Consider the following 18076-nt stretch of genomic DNA (forward strand, 5'->3'; position numbering starts at 1 on the left):
GATCTCTCAGGACGGTTAAGCATCATGCGAAACTTTGCATGTGGGATGCCGAAACAAGTTCAGCATGACAAACCTATTTTAAACAAGGCCAGTTAACGCTGGCCTTGTTTAGTTTTGCTAATTCATGGTCAATAGTGTGTCTAAAATTTGATAACTTAGACCATAAACCATTACCTAAACTATGAACAAGCTCATCCTCTTAATTTTTTTAATGCCAATTATTGCTTTTGGGCAAAAAAGGTTACCCGGGCCACCTACAAAGGAGGAAGAAGAAATTGCTGAAAGAAATTATCAATGCCTTAATCATCATAAATATAATGCTGCACAGAGGCGGGCCCGTTTTCCGTTTAACACAGCGAAAAGCGTTATGCTGATATCTTTTAATGATCCTAAAGCCGATATCAACTATTTACCGGTTAAAAATCATGTCTTAATTTCAGGTAAAGTAAGAGAGCGCAAAATTCTGTCAAGAACGGGGATCGATTCATTAACAGACATATTATTTAATGTAGGCTATACATCACATAACGGACCTTTAGAAATAGCAGATCCTGGAGCCAAGTGCTATAATCCCAGGAACGCAGTACTGTTTATGGATAACAACGGGCGGGTAGCTCAATATATTGAATATTGTTTTCAGTGTCAACATAATCGGCTCAGCTCAAAAAATATAAAAGCTATTGAATATTGCGAGCAGAAGTATGATATTTTAAAAGGCTATTTTTTAGCTCAGGGAATTAAGATTGGCACCCTACTGGAAACAAAATAGATTAAGCGTTCAGACATATGACATATAAGAAAACTTTCCTTACCACAATAGCTGCAATTTGCTTGTTATGTCTTGTTTTTTCTGATGCTTTCGCCCAAAACAACGAAAATAAATGTGAAGGTAAACAAGATACGCTACTGCATAAATTTGTTTACACAAAGGTTGACGAAGTGCCAGAACCTGAAGGAGGAATAGTTTCCTTGAATGGGGTAATTGGAAAAAATCTTAGATTTCCGCCCGGAGAAAATCATTATGCCGGTAGTACCATCGTTACTTTCGTAGTAGAACCTGACGGCTCAATAGATGGTACAAGAGTTTTAAGAGATTCATCGGGAGATAAGCAATTTTTTGGTAAACAGGTATTAAATATTGTTAGCAAGGTTAAATGGAAGCCAGGCAAGTGCGGTGATCAACCAGTTGCTTGCTTATACTCCATCCCAGTGCATTTTGGGTCAAGTGAATAAAAACTTATTCCCCGCAATTCACAATAATTTCGCATTTTGCAGCTGAACGTAATACATATTACGTTATACCTACAACGTAAAATAAAATGTTTTCAATAACCTGGGGGTCTGTTTCCGGATGGTGGGTGCCTGTTTGTTTAATACTGGGGGTATTATATGCCTGGTTATTATACCGGCAACCCGTTAACCTGGGCAAAAATTTCAGGTTGTGGTTAGCTGTCCTTCGGGCGCTGGTGGTGTTTGTTATCGCTATGCTGCTGGTTTCGCCGCTGGTAAAAACCATTAAATATGATCCGCAGAAACCTTTAGTGCTCATCGCGCAGGATAATTCATCCTCCATCAATACCTTTAAACCCGCCGGTTTCAATTCTGCTCAATTTATAAGCGATCTGGCCAAACTCAAACAGCAACTGGGCGATCAGTATGATGTACAGGAATTTAATTTCAGTAAAGAGCTGACCAATGGTCTTTCCGATAAATTCAACGGCAAGCAAACCGATATTGCAGGGGCTTTGCAGCAACTTAACAACCGCTTTGTAAACCAAAACATCGGCGCACTGATTTTAGCTACCGATGGCCTGTACAACCAGGGTAACGATCCGCAGTACGAAGCCAAAAATATCAAAACCAGTATTTATACCATTGCCCTGGGCGACACTGTTGCCAAACGCGATCTGTTTATAGGCAACGTCAATTACAACAAGACCGCCTTTTTGGGTAACGATTTTGAAATAGAAGTTTTGGCCACCGCCTATCAAAGCAAAGGCGAAAATATGCACATCACCGTTACTGAAGATGGCAAACCTGTATTCGCCCAAACCATCCCGATTATTTCTGCCGATTTTAAAAAGACCATCCCCATCAAACTTACTGCCGATAAAAAGGGGCTGCGAAAATTCAACATTAACATTACACCGGTTAAAAACGAATTGTCGACTCAAAACAATACCGAAACTATCTATGTGGATGTACTGGATGCCCGGCAAAAGGTACTGTTGGTATATGGCAGTCCGCATCCTGATATTACCGTGATCAAACAGGCTATTGAAACCAATAAAAATTTCGAGGTAAAAACAGTACTACTCAGTGATATTGCCAGCATTAAACTGGCCGATTACAGCCTAATCATTCTTTATCAAGCCCAGGCTGCAGCATACGCCCCATTAAAAAGCTTTATAACTAAAAGCAAGACCCCGGTTTGGTACATGCTGGGTTCACAAACAGATCTGCAGGCCTTTAATGCCGAGCAAAATAGTATCAAGATCAGCGCCGGTCGTTCGGAGTCACAAGAGGTACTTGCCCTTCCCGAAGCCGGTTTTTCGGCCTTTACCCTATCCGACTCAGCCCGTAAAAAAATAGCGGTTATGCCGCCCTTGCTGGCCCCTTTTGGCAGCTATGGCTCGGCCGCCAATACTGCCGTGCTCTTGAAACAAAAAATTGGTGCGGTAGTTACCACTTATCCTCTGCTGGCTTTTGCCGATGATGCCGGACGCCGTACCGCCATACTCACCGGCGAAGGTCTTTGGCGCTGGCAGCTGACCGAATACCAAAATTATGGCAACCGTAACGCTACCGACGAGCTGCTGAGCCAAACCGTGCAATACCTAACCGCCAATGCTAATCGCCAGCGTTTTCGGGTATATCCGGCCCATAATGTTTTTGATGAAGGCGAAAATGTAATTCTGAATGCTGAACTATATAATGATGCCCTGGAATTGATCAATACGCCCGATGTCCGGATCGAGCTAAAAAACCAAACCGGGAAAAATTATAGTTTCCTGTTTAGCCGCAGCGGCCAAAGCTACCAGCTGGATGCCGGTACATTGCCTGTGGGTGAATACAGCTACAACGCAGGAACGCAAAACGGAGCTCAGCGTTTCACCGCCAGTGGACAATTAACCGTAAAACCACTTAACCTGGAAACCCGCCAAAGCGCCGCCAATCATCAACTGCTAAACACCATAGCCAAACAAAGCGGCGGCCAGATGCTCTACCCCAACCAACTCAGCCAACTGGCCGATCTCATCCGCAAAAACGACAATATCAAAACCGTTGTTTATGAAGACAAACACTACAGCGACATCATCGACGTAAAATGGATATTTGTGTTGATACTTCTGCTACTATCTGGCGAATGGTTTTTACGCAAACGCGAGGGCGAGGTTTAGGGTGGAGAGGCAAGAAGTGAGAATCAAGAAATAAGAGCTTTTTGATAATTTGTGATCAGTGCTATAATCGTACCGAATACTGATAACAGCCTGTCATTTCGAACGAGGTACGAGGAGAAATCTTCTACAACTTAAAGTAGAAGCTTTGCATTATGTAGAAGATTTTTCGCTTCGCTCAAGAGATAGTTTCTCTTTCACGCAACGCTCATACCCACCCAAGCTCTATCGAAATGACAATTTTTTTATAGAAATAAGATGCGAGTATCTGTTATTACCCTCTTTATTCAATAAATTACAGCCTAAATTCTCCCGTTATATTTCATGTCAGATACTATCACTGCCAGCATATCCGATAAGCATAAATTATTGGGTTTAGATCATTTACGGGCATTGGCCATTACTTATGTTTTGCTGTTTCATTACCAGCTTTTCGGGCATCCGGAATGGGTGTCTAAAATAGGCGGCTTTGGCTGGACGGGTGTCGACCTGTTTTTTGTCCTTAGCGGATTTTTGATTGCGGGGCAGCTTTTTAATACTATCAAAAAAGGCAACGCTATCAATATGCGCGAATTTTTCGCCAAGCGTTTCTTCCGCATCATTCCGCCTTACCTAGTTATACTGCTTTTATATACAGCCTTCCCGTTTCTGCGCGAGCGGGAACATATGGCTCCGCTCTGGAAGTACATCACTTTTACCCTCAATTTTGGCTTGGATCTGAAAACCACCGGGACTTTTACCCATGCCTGGTCGTTATGCGTGGAGGAACAGTTTTATTTAATACTTCCTTTAACCTTTTGGCTGCTCAATCATTTTAAAGCGGGCAAAAAAGCCATTTACATCCTGGCCGCGTTATTTATTGCAGGTTTTATGATCAGATATGCCGGCTGGCACTATTTTGCAGAACCTCATCTATCTGAAGATGATTTTGGAGCGATATGGCACCGGGTGATCTACTACCCTACTTACAATCGCTTAGATGGATTGCTTATAGGTGTGAGCATTGCAGGTGCTTACACTTTTTATCCGCGCATAAAAGAAATAGCAAACAGGTACAATCACCTGCTGATGCTGCTGGGACTGATAATTTTAATAGCCGCTTATTTTGTTTGCTCGCCTAGTGATAGCCTGATCAGCACTGTTTGGGGCTTCTCCTTGGTTTCGTTGGGATATGGACTCATTTTGGCAGCGATCGTTTGCCCCTCCAATTTTCTTTATCGCCGTCGATCAGTCGTAACAGCGCAACTAGCTACCTTATCTTATAGCATCTATCTATCGCATAAACTGGTGATCCACCTTACCCAAAACCTGCTCCAAAAAGCCGGCATCGATAAAAACAGTAACCTGATGATGCTCTGCTGCCTGCTCAGCACCATCGCGTTCGCATTGATACTAAGATATACTATTGAGAAACCTTCCTTAAAAGTAAGGGATAAGTTATTGTGGCGCTGGAAGCACAGTAAAAAACGTTTGGCGGTGGGGGTGGTATAATGGTATAAAAAGATGGCGGTCAATACCAAGGCTATTCCGATAAAAAACCCGTCATTGCGAGGTACGAAGCAATCCCCTATAAGCGGAGCCGCCCTGTAAAGCATAGGGATTGCTTCGTACCTCGCAATGACGCGTGTAAGAAAGGTTCTACCAAGCGCAACTACTCCCCATCCAACCCTGCTTTAATTTTTTCCAAGTCAGCTTCCTTCATGATACCGGAACCGGAATACAATGCAAACACCTCTTTTTCTTTGTCAAAAACAACAAGTTTGCTAATGTAACTCCTCGTCACGCTCTCTGTTAACATCTTTGTGCTGATGTTACTTTTTTTAATAATGTGTTGATACAGCTCATCTTTATACAATAATTCAAAAACAAACTCTTCATCCTCTTCCATTATAGATACGGCTTGTATAAATCTGTATTTGTATTGGCTTGCATAACCTAATAGGACAGGAAAGAACAGAACAAAAGCAACCGCGAAGAATGTGAAAGAACCTTCAGTTCCAATGATTATGGCGCCTATCACGAGAATACAAATAATCAATGACCATATCATTTCACTCCAGATGCGGAAAGAAAATTTTTGTGGTTCTGCTGTGTAGATAGTTTTGGTTGACATCCTATTTTAATTGGAGACTAATGTACTATCCAATTCTTTAACGATAAAATAAGCCACAAAAAAAGCGACGGGTAAAACCCACCGCTTTCTATATCTTATTTTCTGATTCTTATTTCCTGATTCTAAAAACCTTATTTTTCTTTTTTCTCGTGAACAATCACGTAAACATCCTCATTGTCTTTTTTCATGAGGTATTTTTCGCGGGCAAACTTTTCGAGTTTTTGGGGGTTTGAGGTTAATTCGTCCAGTTCTTTAGTTACCTGGTCGGTCTCCTTTTTATAAAAATCGCGTTCCTGTTTTAGTTTGTTTACCTGCTTGCGATACTCATATTGCGAAAACAGGTCGTTCTTATCAAAAAAAATCATCCAAACTAAAAAGGCCATGGTAACCAGAAAAAACTTATTCTTTACCAGGTTAATGAGGCGTTTCATGGATATTGGCTCTATAAATTTCATTTAAAGCTATTTAAAAAAATGTAGAGGTACAAATATGCTTATTAACTTATTAACAAATGCGTTCATTGGTTCATTAGCTCATTGGTTCATTGGTATCAGATGATTAATAAGTAACCTATAACAAAGCCCAATAAACTAATGAGCTAGTGAACCAATGAACGAAATTATCTTCCTGATGATCTGCTGGCCCCGCTCATGCCGCTTCCGCCGCCTGGCTTGTTGCTACCGCCACGACTATTGCCGCCACCTGAGCGATTACCACCACCTGAGCGATTACCGCCTCCACCATTTCCGCCACGACGTTTGTTACCGCCACCGCTCCGGCCACCTGATGAGCCCTTACGTAAATTGGCATTAGCCGTCCCTTTTTTAGCGCCCATGCCAGCGGCTATAGCCACCGGACTAAGCGGGTAAGGATGTGCTTCTTCAACAGGGATCTCTTTGGCTATCAGCTTGTGGATGTCCTTTAAAAATTCTATTTCATCCTCATCGCAAAAAGAAAGCGCGATACCGCTTGCCCCAGCACGGCCGGTACGGCCAATACGGTGTACATAGGTTTCGGGAATGTTAGGGATCTCGTAGTTGATTACGTGGGTCAGCTCGTCGATATCAATACCGCGGGCAGCAATATCGGTAGCAATCAGTACACGTGTTGTGCGGTTTTTGAAATTGGTCAATGCCCGCTGACGTGCATTTTGTGATTTATTACCGTGGATGGCCTCGGCAGTAATACCGGCACGCACCAGGTCTTTCACCACCTTATCGGCACCGTGTTTGGTACGGGTAAATACCAGGGCCGTTTTAATATTTTTATCCTTGAGGATGTGGATCAGCAATGATTTTTTATCGCCTTTATCTACATAAAAAAGCGACTGCTGTATGGTATCGGCTGTGGAAGAAACCGGGGTAACTTCAATTTTTTCAGGATCGGTCAGGATACTATCGGCCAGTTGCTGGATCTCTTTAGGCATAGTAGCCGAAAAGAACAGGGTTTGCCTTTTAGCAGGTACTTTAGTGATGATCTTTTTAACATCATGCACAAAACCCATATCCAGCATACGGTCGGCTTCATCCAGGATCAGCATTTTTACGTGCTCCAGGTGTACATAGCGCTGATTAACCAGGTCGAGCAAACGACCAGGAGTGGCTATCAGGATATCCACACCGCGCCTTAAAGCGTCAACTTGTGGGTTTTGCGAAACACCACCAAAAATAACCAGATTTTTTAAGCCGGTATGTTTACCATAAGCGGTAAAACTTTCGGCAATCTGGATAGCCAGCTCGCGGGTTGGTGTAAGGATAAGCGCCTTAATAGTCTTTTGTTCTTTGTGCTGCTGCCTGTCCTGGTGTAACAATTGTAAAATAGGTAGTGCAAAGGCAGCGGTTTTACCGGTACCGGTTTGCGCACAACCTAAAAGGTCGCGGCGTTGCAATACAATAGGTATTGCTTGCGCCTGTATAGGGGTTGGTGAGGTATATCCCTCGGTTTTTAAAGCCTTTAATAAAGGCTCAATTAAATTTAAATTTTCGAATGACATGTAATGATTATTGTATATGTGCTATCGCCAAAGCATAAGCGGGTCTGAAGAATTCTCGGTGATCAAAACCGTAAGCGATCGTGTAATCTTTTTTTGCAAAGATACGCTTTTTATTGCAGATGCTAACAGATGTGCGAATGTGCAGGTTTCAAGGGTGCGGATGACTCAAATATCTCCTGTTATTTTTGTATATTTGTATATACAACGGCCCGGATTCTCCCAAAAAGGAAATTCGGGCTGTTTTGTTAAAGGGAAAGACAGGCCCAAAATCGACTCATTTTAATTCAGTTATTTGAGTATCAATCAATTAATACTTTTTAAACTTTTCAAAACGCATCAAAAATTTGTTAAAAAGTGTTAAAATGGCGTTAAAATTTAGTTAAAACGAGCAAAAATGAAGCCTTTTTATGCTGTTTTTGACTAAAAAAGTGTTAAAATTTAAGGTTTAAAAAGTTTTAAGAATCCTGAGAGTTAAATTAAGCGGTTACTTTTTCCGGGTTATTTTCAGATTTTTTATTGGAAGATTTCCGGTCGTTCAAAAATGATTGGATCAGTAACAAACCCACTCCTATCATGATAGAGACATCGGCCACGTTGAATACTCCTGTTTTAAACCAGGGATATTTGATAAGCATAAAATCGGTTACACTACCATAAACCCAACGGTCGTAAAGATTGCCTATACCACCTGCCAATACCAGGATAATACCCAGAACAGTTAGCTTATGCAGGTTGGTTTTTATAATGATATAAGTAAGGCCAAATAACAGTACAGCCGCCGGCATCAATGAAAGCAGCATAAACCGCCAAGGGTTACCCAACGAATCGCCGAGGCTTAAAAAGGCACCCGTATTCTCTACTCGGGTAATGAGGTAATGGAGATTATTTTTGAAAGGCAGTATCTCTTCGTAGTAACGAAAATTATGGCGTATATAGTTTTTAGTAATCCTGTCTAAACCGATATCGGCAACCAGGATCAACACTATGGCCAGAGCCCTCAAAACCCATTTTTTATTCATTAATATAGCTTGTATGTAGTTATGGTAATAACGTGGCTGGAGTGGTTAAATTATTCAGGGCTTATTGCTTAGGCAGTGGATATTGGCCCATGAAACCTTTGTCGCGTTTGGTTTGCTCCCAGTTATTGGTATAAGCTGCCAACCAGTAATCATACTTTTCAAAATCAAATTCCAGTGTGGTGTATGGTTTCAAAAAAGTAGCATCAATGGGCTCTAATTGGTAAGTATCAAATATGGGATCATCGGCATCGGCATCAAAATAGTTTTGAAGGATAGACAGTTCAATAGGCGCAAGCTCAGCATCTCCGGCTAAAGATTCATCGGCCTTATTAAAGTACTGTACTTCCCGTTTTAACCATTCGGGCTGTTTGTTCTTTCCCATCTATACCAATTAAAAAGAGCCACCTGTTTTGAGACAGATGGCTCTTTAATAAGTTAAATTATTTTTTGTAGAATTTGAAATTCTTGCCGATGAATTTTGCATTGCTGCCTAATTCTTCTTCGATGCGTAATAACTGGTTGTATTTCGCGATCCTATCTGAACGTGAAGCAGAACCGGTTTTGATCTGACCGCAATTTAAAGCTACAGCAAGATCGGCGATGGTAGCGTCTTCAGTTTCGCCAGAACGATGGCTCATTACAGAAGTGTAGCCATTTGTTTGAGCTAAACTTACCGCGTTGATAGTTTCGGTTAATGAACCTATCTGGTTTACTTTTACCAGGATAGAGTTGGCAATACCTTCGGTGATACCTTTTTGTAAACGGGTGGTGTTGGTTACAAATAAATCGTCGCCTACTAATTGTACTTTGGCACCTAATTTTTCGGTTAATAATTTCCAGCCAGCCCAATCATCTTCGTGCATACCATCTTCAATCGAAATTACAGGGTATTTAGATGCTAATTCAGCTAAATATTCTACCTGCTCGGCGCTGGTGCGGATGGCACCTTTTTCGCCTTCAAACTTGGTATAATCGTATTTGCCATCTTTGTAAAACTCAGAAGCAGCACAGTCAAATGCCAGGAAAATATCTTCGCCAGCTTTGTAACCTGCCTTTTCAATAGCTTTTAAAACGGTTTCAACAGCATCTTCGGTGCTATCAAAGGTTGGCGCGAAACCACCTTCGTCACCTACAGCGGTAGAAAGACCACGGTCATGCAAAATCTTTTTCAAGTTATGAAATACTTCAGTACCCCAGCGTAATGCTTCAGAAAAAGATGGTGCGCCAACCGGCATGATCATAAATTCCTGAAACGCGATAGGCGCATCAGAGTGAGAACCACCGTTGATGATATTCATCATTGGGATAGGTAAAGTATTAGCGTTTACACCACCAATATAGCGGTATAAAGGCTGACGACTTTCCTGAGCTGCAGCTTTAGCAACTGCTAAAGAAACACCTAAAATGGCGTTAGCGCCCAATTTTCCTTTGTTCTCAGTACCATCAATCTCGATCATGATCGCGTCGATAGCATTTTGTTCAAAAACATCAATACCTTTCAATTCAGGTGCAATGATGTCATTTACGTTGGCAACGGCTTTTAAAACGCCTTTACCCATGTATTTTGATTTATCGTTATCGCGAAGTTCAACAGCTTCGTGCGCACCGGTTGATGCACCTGATGGTACAGCAGCACGACCTAAAGCGCCGTTCTCGGTTAAAACTTCTACCTCCACAGTGGGATTACCGCGCGAATCTAAGATCTGGCGGGCGTGTACGTCAATTATTAAGCTCATAGTTTATTGTCAGATATTTGTAATTTGTAAACCGCGGGCTAAGTTAACAGCAAATTCAAGAAATCACAAAAAAGAGTTAAGATATTAGAGTTAAGCTTTCTTTAAGAATAAGGACAATACAAATAAAATTCTTGTTCTTTACTCTTTAAGCCCTTGCTCCCTTTAATCCGTTGTTGTTGGTACATGCTCGCGCTGCCCAGCTCCTTTACGATTAATGCGATACATCACCATCAGCAGGATATTATTTTTGCCGCTGCTTTGGGTAGTGGTATAATTACGCTGATTGATCCAGCCAGCCTGTGCTATCCATGAATTATCAAACTGATACCCCAATGCCGCCGATATCCGGTTACGTTCAAAATTGGGGGCTTTGTTGTTAAAGAACACTTCATCAAAAACAGAAATGAACCAGGTTTTAGCTACAATTTTTGTACTATTTAAGGGTACAAACATATTTAACCTGTACCGGAAGCGATTACGATAGTCGCCGTTAACCCAGCGCTGCTCTATACGGTAACGATGTTCAAATTTAAGGCGGTACAAAAATTGATTAACGGTCATTTGCTCCCATAATCTGAATTCATTGGTATTGGGACCGCTGCCCAGATCGGCATAGTCATAAGTATGATAGGTACCTGTGCCCAGCAAGGCTGTAAAATCCTTATTGATATCGTAGCTTACACCAGCCTTGGCCTCATAGTACTGAAACTGACTTAATGGCCCATTGGTACGCACCTGTAATTCGGAGTAACCACCCCATTTGTGACTGCTATCACCAGGAAGTACAACCGTGGCAATTCCCCAGGTACCTACTTTAGAATCCTGGGCATGGGCACGAAAAGAACGGGCTGTTAACAGTAAAAAAATTACGGAAATAACAATAGGAGGCTTCAACATCTTCTGCAGGTTTGATGCCGCAAAGATATTTCCTAAATGTTATACAAATGTTAATTTTTATTATAATTAATATTTTATTAACATTAAGCAATATCCTTCACTGCCCCAGAGTCCTCATTTGCAGCAGGTTGGTCTTGTTTAGCTTCATCAGATGCTACAGGGTAACCAAATAAGTGTCGTTCTTTGATCATTGTTGCTACTTCAGCTGGTACATATTCTTCCCATCCGGTTGCTCCTTGCTTGATGAGTTGTAATACATTATCAGTCTCCACATTCAGGTTATTCTCATTAAAGTGCCTGATATCCTCAATTTTATTATTGGCTATCAGATATCTGAACAAGTCGATCAGGTGTGAAGGCAGCGAAAATTTCAGGCAATTCCAAATCACACCATCGCGTAAAGTAGGATAGATAAATAGTTTTACTTTGCGGCTGAACAAGGTGGCAAATGATTCGAGAATACCACCCGGCAAATCCTGATAATGTTCTTCCGAGAAAATATATTCCAGGTTCGGATAGCCTAACACCACTCCCATTTTTAACTTGGTGATCTTAGATAAATAAGCTACCAGCTTATAATATTCATGAAAGTTAGAGATCAAAACCGTTTGGCCCAGTGAGCAAAGGATATCTACCCGGTCAAGAAAATCTTTTTCATCGATCTCGGCGTTAAGATCGGCATCTCTTTCCTTTAACGATTGCAGCGTAAGCTCTGTAACAACGATTACATTGTTCTTATCTACATCGGGTTCTTGCAGAAATTGCTTAACACCCTGGGTTAACATATCAATATGTACGTTGATAACCGGACGGAAACGACCGCGTATTACTACTGCATGCTTTTTATATAATGCCTCTGTAGGTTGCAGATTTTTACCATCAGGACCAAATACAGCTGCATCAGAAAATCCAAACTTAACCAGGTGCAGACTCATTAAACGGTTATCTACTTTCCGGAAATCCGGTCCTTCAAAGCTGATCATATCTATCTGGATACGATCTCTTGACAGGTTATCTATCAGCGAAAGCAAAAACACGGGAGCTATTTCGTGATAATAAAAGCAGGCATATATCAGGTTAACACCCAATATGCCAGCCGCCTGCTGCTGCAGAATGTTATCATTATCTAATAGCTTTACGTGGATTACCACATCGTTATATTCGCCATTGGGCTCCAGCTGGAAACGAACCCCCATCCAGCCATGTCCCTCATTTGTTTTATGATAGTTGAGGGCCGAAAAAGTATCTGAAAAAGCAAAAAAGGTTGTGTTATCGCCACGTAGTGCGGCCAAACGTTCAATCAACAGCCCATACTCATGGTCGAGCATAGATATCAACCGCGATTCACTTACATAGCGGCGTGTTTGCTGTACTCCGTAAATAGCATCAGAAAAAATCATGTCATAAGCCGACATGGTTTTGGCTATTGTGCCTGATGATGCACCGGCTTTGAAAAAGTTAGCAGCTACCTCCTGCCCTGCGCCAATTTCGGCAAAGGAACCATAAATTGAAGGGTCGAGGTTAATGGCAAGCGCTTTTTGTTTTGTCCCAATATCCTTATTATGAACGATATTCATAAGCTACATTATTTATAGTTTACTGCTGCCAGTATGATGATCTGAAATACAGTTCAAAAATACGATTTTTTAAAGAATACAGCGGAAAACTTATGAACAAAGCAAGAAATCGACTTTCATTTTTCGGTTTTGGGATTTTACATTAAGGAAGAGTTATCAGTATATTAACGACCTCTTCTTCAATGACAAAAACCCTCATTTTAGATTTTAAACTATTCCCATTTAAAGGTTTTAACGGCAACAGCGTATATAATTACAAACCATATCAGCAATATAAACAACTGATGGGTAACATCGCCTAAACCAGCACCCTCAAAGGCAACTTTGCGCATAGCATTATTAAGGTGAGTTAGCGGCAGCACATTGCTGATTCCCTGTAACCACTTCGGAAAGGCTGTGACAGAAAAGAACGTACCCGACAGCAAAAATTGTGGCAGGGTTATAATGTTCGATAGCGGAGGCACCGTGCTTTCATTTTTGGCGATGCCTGATATAGTAAAGCCAAAACCCATAAAAATAATGAGTCCAATAGCCGAGAGTACCAGCATATTGAGCACCGTTGTTACGCCGTGTACCAGGGTGAAACCAAACATATAGTGACCAACCAGAATAATGAACAAAGAGCCCAGTAACGAGAACGTCATTCTGGCTAATGCCTCACCTAATACTATACTATAGCGCTTAACCGGTGTAGCAAAAAAACGTTTAATCACCAAAGTTAAACGTAAGCTCAGGAATACGAATGCCGTACCAAAAACACCGCTACTTAACAATGAGAAACCCAACTGCCCGGGCAATATAAAATCAATGTATTTATACTCGCGCCCTTGTATCGTGGTTTCCCTGATCTCGGCCACCGGCGGGGTATTGATCTGCGCATTATTATTGATGTTGTAATAAATATTACTGAGTACCGACCGCAGGATATTCCCCTTTTCGGCAGATGCCTTAGTATACTCTACATTAACCGTAAATGGTGGCCTGGTGCTATTTTTTTGTATATTAATAATAGCATCAATACTTCCTTTTGACAGGTTCATATTCATTTCCTCTGTCGACTGATCCTTTACCAGGTGAACCACTTTCACATTTTTCAATGCCTGATAAACCGGACTAAGCGTATCGCAGGTTTTGGCCACTCCTACGTCAACTGTAACACCGCCGCCGCCAATGTTTGCAAAAACGATAATAAATATCAAAGGGAAAGCCAAAGTAAATACCACTGCCGAAGGGCTGCGCAGTATCGACCGGAAACTGGCCTTAGCTATCGCCAGTGTTGCTTTTGTATTGCTGTATGGTTTTGGGTTCATTTCAATTTAGTCATTAGGTCGTTCGCCGACGGCATTATTAGGTCATTTGGAATTGTCATTAAATCATTTGCTTATGGCGTCATTGAGTCATCTTTTTAACTGCAAACTCGAAACTGCCAACTGGGTATCTACCCCTCCCGCCATTCTTTGCCGGTGAGGTTTATAAACACATCCTCCAGATTAGCGAGTTTCACTTGTTTTTTGCGTTCAAAACCCGACGCTACTAATTGATCAATAAAATGATCGGGGGTATCGATGCCTATGATATAACCACCATCAACAAATGCCACCCTATCGCACAATACCTCAGCCTCATCCATATAATGAGTAGTGATCACAACGGTAGTACCCTGATCACGGATCTCACGGATCAGATCCCACAAATTGCGACGGGCCTGTGGGTCGAGACCAGTTGTTGGTTCATCCAAAAAAATGATCCTTGGATTATTAATAAGCGTTGTGGCAATAGAGAAGCGTTGCTTTTGCCCACCCGATAGGTCTTTATATTTAGCTTTCGCCTTATCGGTAAGTGCTACTTTCTCCAGCATTTCCATAGGGCTTTTATCAATACCATATAAGCCGGAGAACAGGGTAATCAGTTCCGATAGATTCAGATTGGGATAATAACCCGCGGCCTGTAATTGTACACCGATGCGTTTTTTGATACTATCGGTATCGCTTTCAATATCAAAGCCATCAACAATAATACGGCCTGATGTTTTTTGGCGCAGGGTTTCAATAATCTCGAGAGTGGTGGTTTTACCGGCACCGTTTGGGCCCAGCAAACCAAAAATTTCGCCCTCATACACTTCAAAACTAATGCCTTTTACGGCTGCAAAATCGCCATAGTTTTTTACCAGGTCATTTACAGTGATGATGGGTTGTTTTGTCATAGGGTAAAAATGCATTACTATAATGAAATAACCATGAGTTTTATTTTTATCCCGAAAATTTTACAGCTCGGGGAATATGTTACTTAATCAAATGACCAATAGAGTGCCACAATGCTTCGGCATGATGGGCGGCTTTCATGACCAGGTGAATAATTTGTATGGCGAGTAGCGTTTTCATGATGTGGTGATTTTATGGTTCAAATGTGCTAACAGAATATGTTTTTGAGTAGTGCTTTTAGGTAAAGGCAGCTAAACTTCCGGTAAACGGCGGAAAATTACCGATGAATGAGTTTGCTTTAGCTAATTATATAACTAAGCATTCTTAAACGCTGTTTAGGTAAATAAATTAGCTATCAGTTGCGTAAACCAAGGCGAATGTTCCTGCAGATAAACTATTACCGATATAATGGGAGTAGATAAAATTTTCATAGCAATGTTGTTTTTTCTTCAAAATTGCTGTGTGAACATCACAGTAGCCAAAGCTTTTTGATCAGCTGCATGAAAATTTCGGTGAACGGCAGAAAATAGCAGGTCAATATTTTTACCGGTACTATAAACATATTGATATCCTGAACCTAAAGCCGTATCATTGGCTAATGAAGCGCCTTTTATCAAACCTCACGTTCCAAGTTCTTATTGCTATTGCTTTGGGTATCATCGTCGGACTGAATTTTAAACAGTTCGGGCCAACGGCCGAAATGATCAGCAAAATGTTCATCAGTTTGATCACGATGCTGATAGCCCCCATCATATTTTTCACCATAGTGCTTGGCATAGCCGGCATGAGCGATATGAAAAAAGTTGGCCGTGTAGGCGGTAAAGCTTTGCTTTATTTTGAGATCGTAACCTCTTTTGCACTCATTATAGGAGTTACGGTAGCTAATATTATTAAACCTGGTGCAGGCTTTGTAAACCATACTTCTATTGATACCAGTAAACTAGCCACCTATCAAAAAGCCGCAGAGGAAATGCACTGGGGCGATTTTCTAACGCACATCATCCCATCCAATGCTTTTGAAGCTTTTGCCAAGGGCGATATCCTACAGATCCTGTTTTTTGCCGTGCTGTTTGGCTTTGGCCTGAGCCGCATGGGCGATACCGGGCAATCGGTTATCCAGTTGTTTGATAAACTTTCCAAAGTATTTTTTAACATCATGCGTATCGTAATGAAGGTGGCCCCCATCGGTGCTTTTGGCGGTATGGCTTTCACTATCAGCAAATACGGATTGAAAACTTTGCAGCCGCTTGCTATGCTCATGGGCTCGGTTTACCTCACTATGTTCTTGTTTATTTTTGCGATACTCAATATCATTTGCTATCTGTTTAAGTTTAGCCTGTGGAAATATCTGGTGCATATTAAGGAGGAGATCCTGATTGTTCTGGGAACTTCCTCATCCGAATCGGCACTGCCCGGTATGATGGATAAGCTCGAAAAATTCGGCTGCTCTAAATCGGTTGTGGGTTTAGTGATCCCTACGGGCTACTCCTTTAACCTGGACGGCACTACTATTTACTTGTCCATGTCGGTTATATTTTTGGCGCAGGTTTTTCATATCCCATTATCCCTTTTTCAGGAGTTTACCATTATCGGGATCCTCATGATCACCTCCAAAGGTGCGGCAGGGGTTACCGGTAGCGGATTTATAGTGCTGACCAGCACCCTGGCAGCCATCAAAGTGATTCCGGTTGAGGGAGTGGCCATTTTGCTCGGGGTAGACCGGTTTATGTCCGAAGCACGAGCTATCACCAATGTAATCGGGAACGGGGTAGCAACCATTGTAATTGCCAAAAGCGAAAAGGAATTTCATCCGCCTGTTTCGGAAGGGCAAACGTTAAAATAAACTTTTTAAACCTTAAATTTTAACACTTTTCTGACCAAAATTGGATGAAAATCGATCGAAAACAGATCAAAAAACCTTCATTTTAACATTTTTTAACAAATTAAAAGGCCATTTTGAGTAGTTTTAGAAACTTTAAAAAGTATTAATTTATTGACTATCAAATAACTACATGTAAAACAGTTGATTTTTGGCCTGTTTTATCCTTAACTAAAACGGCCCGTTTCTCCGGATGAAGGAGAACGGGCCGTGGTGTTTTATAAAGATACAAAAATTTTGCGGTAAACTCAAATTCACCCGATAGCTTATACTTATAGCAGGCTATTATTTTGGCTGAGCTACATAAAGTTCAATACCCAATTTTGATTGTGTAAATATGCTATAATCAAGCCACATACAACCTGGGTTTTGTGAATCTCCGCCAGATGTGCCCCATGAGTTCTGGATAAGAACAGCATTTTTAGCATCACTATACCCAATAATACAAATGGCATGCCCTCCTAAAAGTGAGCCACTGGTTTTTTTGTAAACTGTACCGTTGTCAAAGGCTGTTTCAAAACTATCATATACATTAAAGCCCATTTCTACCGGCAGGTTCATACTCAATGCGTTCTTGATATCGGCAACGGTTGAAATAGCAGCATAACTACTCACATTCTTGTCTGTAGCAGCACTGGCATCAACGGAGGAAGACGGAGCCTGGCAAGGCGACCCAAGACTGGCATCCAGGTTAGCAGCCGGCACCCCGTAATTTTGCAAAATATCCAACCCGCTTGTTACATACATTCCATCGTCGGTATCACAATCGTTATTAGCCGAGTGATCTTTTTGATACACGTACCATCCGCTTCTGGGATTTGATACATTGGCGATTGGAAATTCGTTATTTAAGGTACCCATTAAGGCATATCCCGACGACCAGGATACACAAGTACCCGTTTGCCCCTGATCGCCTATGGCAGGGTGATTTAGAATTACACTGGCCGGCAAAGATTTAGTACTATTTACACTAAGCTTATTTAAATACCCCATCTGAATGAGCCTCGTACGGATCTGATCTAAATCCGCCGCCTGCGTGGCGAGATAAGCTTTTTGATTCAATACGGCTCCTAAACCATGTTTTGGACTGCTGTTATTATTTGCAGCAGGTGCGTTTTCCGTGTTATTTTTTTTACACGACCCAAACATAATAAGCATTAATAATAAAGCAGAAAATCCTGATAAAAAGTTCTTTTTCATAATAAATGTAATTTAATGTTAAAAAAAATGAGGTTAATATAATTTGGTTAACTGCAAGGTAAT

The 18076-nt window shown here is 41.4% G+C and carries 16 protein-coding genes; 5 read left to right on the forward strand and 11 right to left on the reverse strand.

The window, feature by feature from the left end:
• Positions 1–181 precede the first annotated feature (181 nt).
• The 4 genes from G7092_RS29270 (at position 182) to G7092_RS29285 (ending at position 4889) form a co-directional block, all read left to right on the forward strand.
• Positions 182–769 (forward strand): hypothetical protein, encoded by a 588-nt coding sequence (locus G7092_RS29270; RefSeq protein WP_166095739.1) that lies wholly within the window; start codon positions 182–184, stop codon positions 767–769.
• A gap of 17 nt (positions 770–786) precedes the next feature.
• Complete coding sequence (locus tag G7092_RS29275) at positions 787–1233, forward strand: energy transducer TonB (protein WP_166095741.1); 447 nt, start codon at positions 787–789, stop codon at positions 1231–1233.
• An 86-nt stretch (positions 1234–1319) separates the two neighbouring features.
• Positions 1320–3401, forward strand: coding sequence for a vWA domain-containing protein (locus G7092_RS29280; RefSeq protein WP_166095744.1), 2082 nt, complete (start codon positions 1320–1322; stop codon positions 3399–3401).
• A gap of 321 nt (positions 3402–3722) precedes the next feature.
• Positions 3723–4889, forward strand: a complete 1167-nt coding sequence (locus G7092_RS29285) for an acyltransferase family protein (RefSeq protein ID WP_166095746.1) — start codon at positions 3723–3725, stop codon at positions 4887–4889.
• A gap of 160 nt (positions 4890–5049) precedes the next feature.
• On the opposite strand, the gene G7092_RS29290 is transcribed toward G7092_RS29285, so the two are convergent.
• The 10 genes from G7092_RS29290 to G7092_RS29335 all read right to left on the reverse strand — a co-directional run bounded on the left by G7092_RS29290 (position 5050) and on the right by G7092_RS29335 (position 14936).
• Positions 5050–5511: a hypothetical protein gene (locus tag G7092_RS29290; protein ID WP_166095748.1), complete on the reverse strand. Its 462-nt coding sequence runs from the start codon at positions 5509–5511 to the stop codon at positions 5050–5052.
• 131 nt (positions 5512–5642) lie between these two features.
• Positions 5643–5966, reverse strand: coding sequence for an FtsB family cell division protein (locus G7092_RS29295; RefSeq protein ID WP_317170018.1), 324 nt, complete (start codon positions 5964–5966; stop codon positions 5643–5645).
• Positions 5967–6130: 164 nt separating this feature from the next.
• Positions 6131–7504 (reverse strand): DEAD/DEAH box helicase, encoded by a 1374-nt coding sequence (locus G7092_RS29300; protein WP_166095750.1) that lies wholly within the window; start codon positions 7502–7504, stop codon positions 6131–6133.
• A gap of 476 nt (positions 7505–7980) precedes the next feature.
• Complete coding sequence (gene lspA, locus G7092_RS29305; protein WP_166095754.1) at positions 7981–8523, reverse strand: signal peptidase II; 543 nt, start codon at positions 8521–8523, stop codon at positions 7981–7983.
• A gap of 61 nt (positions 8524–8584) precedes the next feature.
• Positions 8585–8905: a DUF7683 domain-containing protein gene (locus G7092_RS29310; RefSeq protein ID WP_166095756.1), complete on the reverse strand. Its 321-nt coding sequence runs from the start codon at positions 8903–8905 to the stop codon at positions 8585–8587.
• A gap of 58 nt (positions 8906–8963) precedes the next feature.
• On the reverse strand, positions 8964–10259 hold the full coding sequence (gene eno / locus G7092_RS29315) for a phosphopyruvate hydratase (protein WP_166095758.1): 1296 nt from the start codon (positions 10257–10259) through the stop codon (positions 8964–8966).
• A 162-nt stretch (positions 10260–10421) separates the two neighbouring features.
• Positions 10422–11156 (reverse strand): DUF2490 domain-containing protein, encoded by a 735-nt coding sequence (locus G7092_RS29320; protein ID WP_166095761.1) that lies wholly within the window; start codon positions 11154–11156, stop codon positions 10422–10424.
• A gap of 83 nt (positions 11157–11239) precedes the next feature.
• Positions 11240–12733, reverse strand: coding sequence for a TonB-dependent receptor (locus tag G7092_RS29325; RefSeq protein ID WP_202985462.1), 1494 nt, complete (start codon positions 12731–12733; stop codon positions 11240–11242).
• Between the two features lie 212 nt (positions 12734–12945).
• On the reverse strand, positions 12946–14043 hold the full coding sequence (locus tag G7092_RS29330) for an ABC transporter permease (protein WP_166095763.1): 1098 nt from the start codon (positions 14041–14043) through the stop codon (positions 12946–12948).
• A 128-nt stretch (positions 14044–14171) separates the two neighbouring features.
• The gene (locus tag G7092_RS29335) at positions 14172–14936 is read right to left on the reverse strand and encodes an ABC transporter ATP-binding protein (RefSeq protein WP_166095765.1); all 765 of its coding nucleotides are present in this window, start codon (positions 14934–14936) and stop codon (positions 14172–14174) included.
• Between the two features lie 596 nt (positions 14937–15532).
• Here G7092_RS29335 and G7092_RS29340 point away from each other — a divergent pair.
• The gene (locus G7092_RS29340; RefSeq protein ID WP_166095767.1) at positions 15533–16777 is read left to right on the forward strand and encodes a dicarboxylate/amino acid:cation symporter; all 1245 of its coding nucleotides are present in this window, start codon (positions 15533–15535) and stop codon (positions 16775–16777) included.
• Positions 16778–17098: 321 nt separating this feature from the next.
• Here G7092_RS29340 and G7092_RS29345 read toward each other — a convergent pair whose 3' ends face one another.
• Positions 17099–18013 carry a C1 family peptidase gene (locus tag G7092_RS29345; protein WP_166095770.1) on the reverse strand — a complete coding sequence of 305 codons (915 nt, stop codon included), beginning with the start codon at positions 18011–18013 and terminating at the stop codon, positions 17099–17101.
• Positions 18014–18076 lie beyond the last annotated feature (63 nt).

It is taken from the genome of Mucilaginibacter inviolabilis, from assembly GCF_011089895.1.
In the GTDB taxonomy this organism is placed as follows: Bacteria; Bacteroidota; Bacteroidia; order Sphingobacteriales; family Sphingobacteriaceae; genus Mucilaginibacter; species Mucilaginibacter inviolabilis.

Bases quoted from the DNA above. Each gene is read 5' to 3' on its own strand.
- G7092_RS29320 (WP_166095761.1), bottom strand. From the start codon at position 11,156: ATGTTGAAGCCTCCTATTGTTATTTCCGTAATTTTTTTACTGTTAACA.
- G7092_RS29335 (WP_166095765.1), bottom strand. From the start codon at position 14,936: ATGACAAAACAACCCATCATCACTGTAAATGACCTGGTAAAAAACTAT.
- G7092_RS29325 (WP_202985462.1), bottom strand. From the start codon at position 12,733: ATGAATATCGTTCATAATAAGGATATTGGGACAAAACAAAAAGCGCTT.
- G7092_RS29300 (WP_166095750.1), bottom strand. From the start codon at position 7,504: ATGTCATTCGAAAATTTAAATTTAATTGAGCCTTTATTAAAGGCTTTA.
- lspA (WP_166095754.1), bottom strand. From the start codon at position 8,523: ATGAATAAAAAATGGGTTTTGAGGGCTCTGGCCATAGTGTTGATCCTG.
- eno (WP_166095758.1), bottom strand. From the start codon at position 10,259: ATGAGCTTAATAATTGACGTACACGCCCGCCAGATCTTAGATTCGCGC.
- G7092_RS29280 (WP_166095744.1), top strand. From the start codon at position 1,320: ATGTTTTCAATAACCTGGGGGTCTGTTTCCGGATGGTGGGTGCCTGTT.
- G7092_RS29270 (WP_166095739.1), top strand. From the start codon at position 182: ATGAACAAGCTCATCCTCTTAATTTTTTTAATGCCAATTATTGCTTTT.
- G7092_RS29345 (WP_166095770.1), bottom strand. From the start codon at position 18,013: ATGAAAAAGAACTTTTTATCAGGATTTTCTGCTTTATTATTAATGCTT.
- G7092_RS29290 (WP_166095748.1), bottom strand. From the start codon at position 5,511: ATGTCAACCAAAACTATCTACACAGCAGAACCACAAAAATTTTCTTTC.
- G7092_RS29340 (WP_166095767.1), top strand. From the start codon at position 15,533: ATGAAGCGCCTTTTATCAAACCTCACGTTCCAAGTTCTTATTGCTATT.
- G7092_RS29310 (WP_166095756.1), bottom strand. From the start codon at position 8,905: ATGGGAAAGAACAAACAGCCCGAATGGTTAAAACGGGAAGTACAGTAC.
- G7092_RS29285 (WP_166095746.1), top strand. From the start codon at position 3,723: ATGTCAGATACTATCACTGCCAGCATATCCGATAAGCATAAATTATTG.
- G7092_RS29275 (WP_166095741.1), top strand. From the start codon at position 787: ATGACATATAAGAAAACTTTCCTTACCACAATAGCTGCAATTTGCTTG.
- G7092_RS29330 (WP_166095763.1), bottom strand. From the start codon at position 14,043: ATGAACCCAAAACCATACAGCAATACAAAAGCAACACTGGCGATAGCT.
- G7092_RS29295 (WP_317170018.1), bottom strand. From the start codon at position 5,966: ATGAAATTTATAGAGCCAATATCCATGAAACGCCTCATTAACCTGGTA.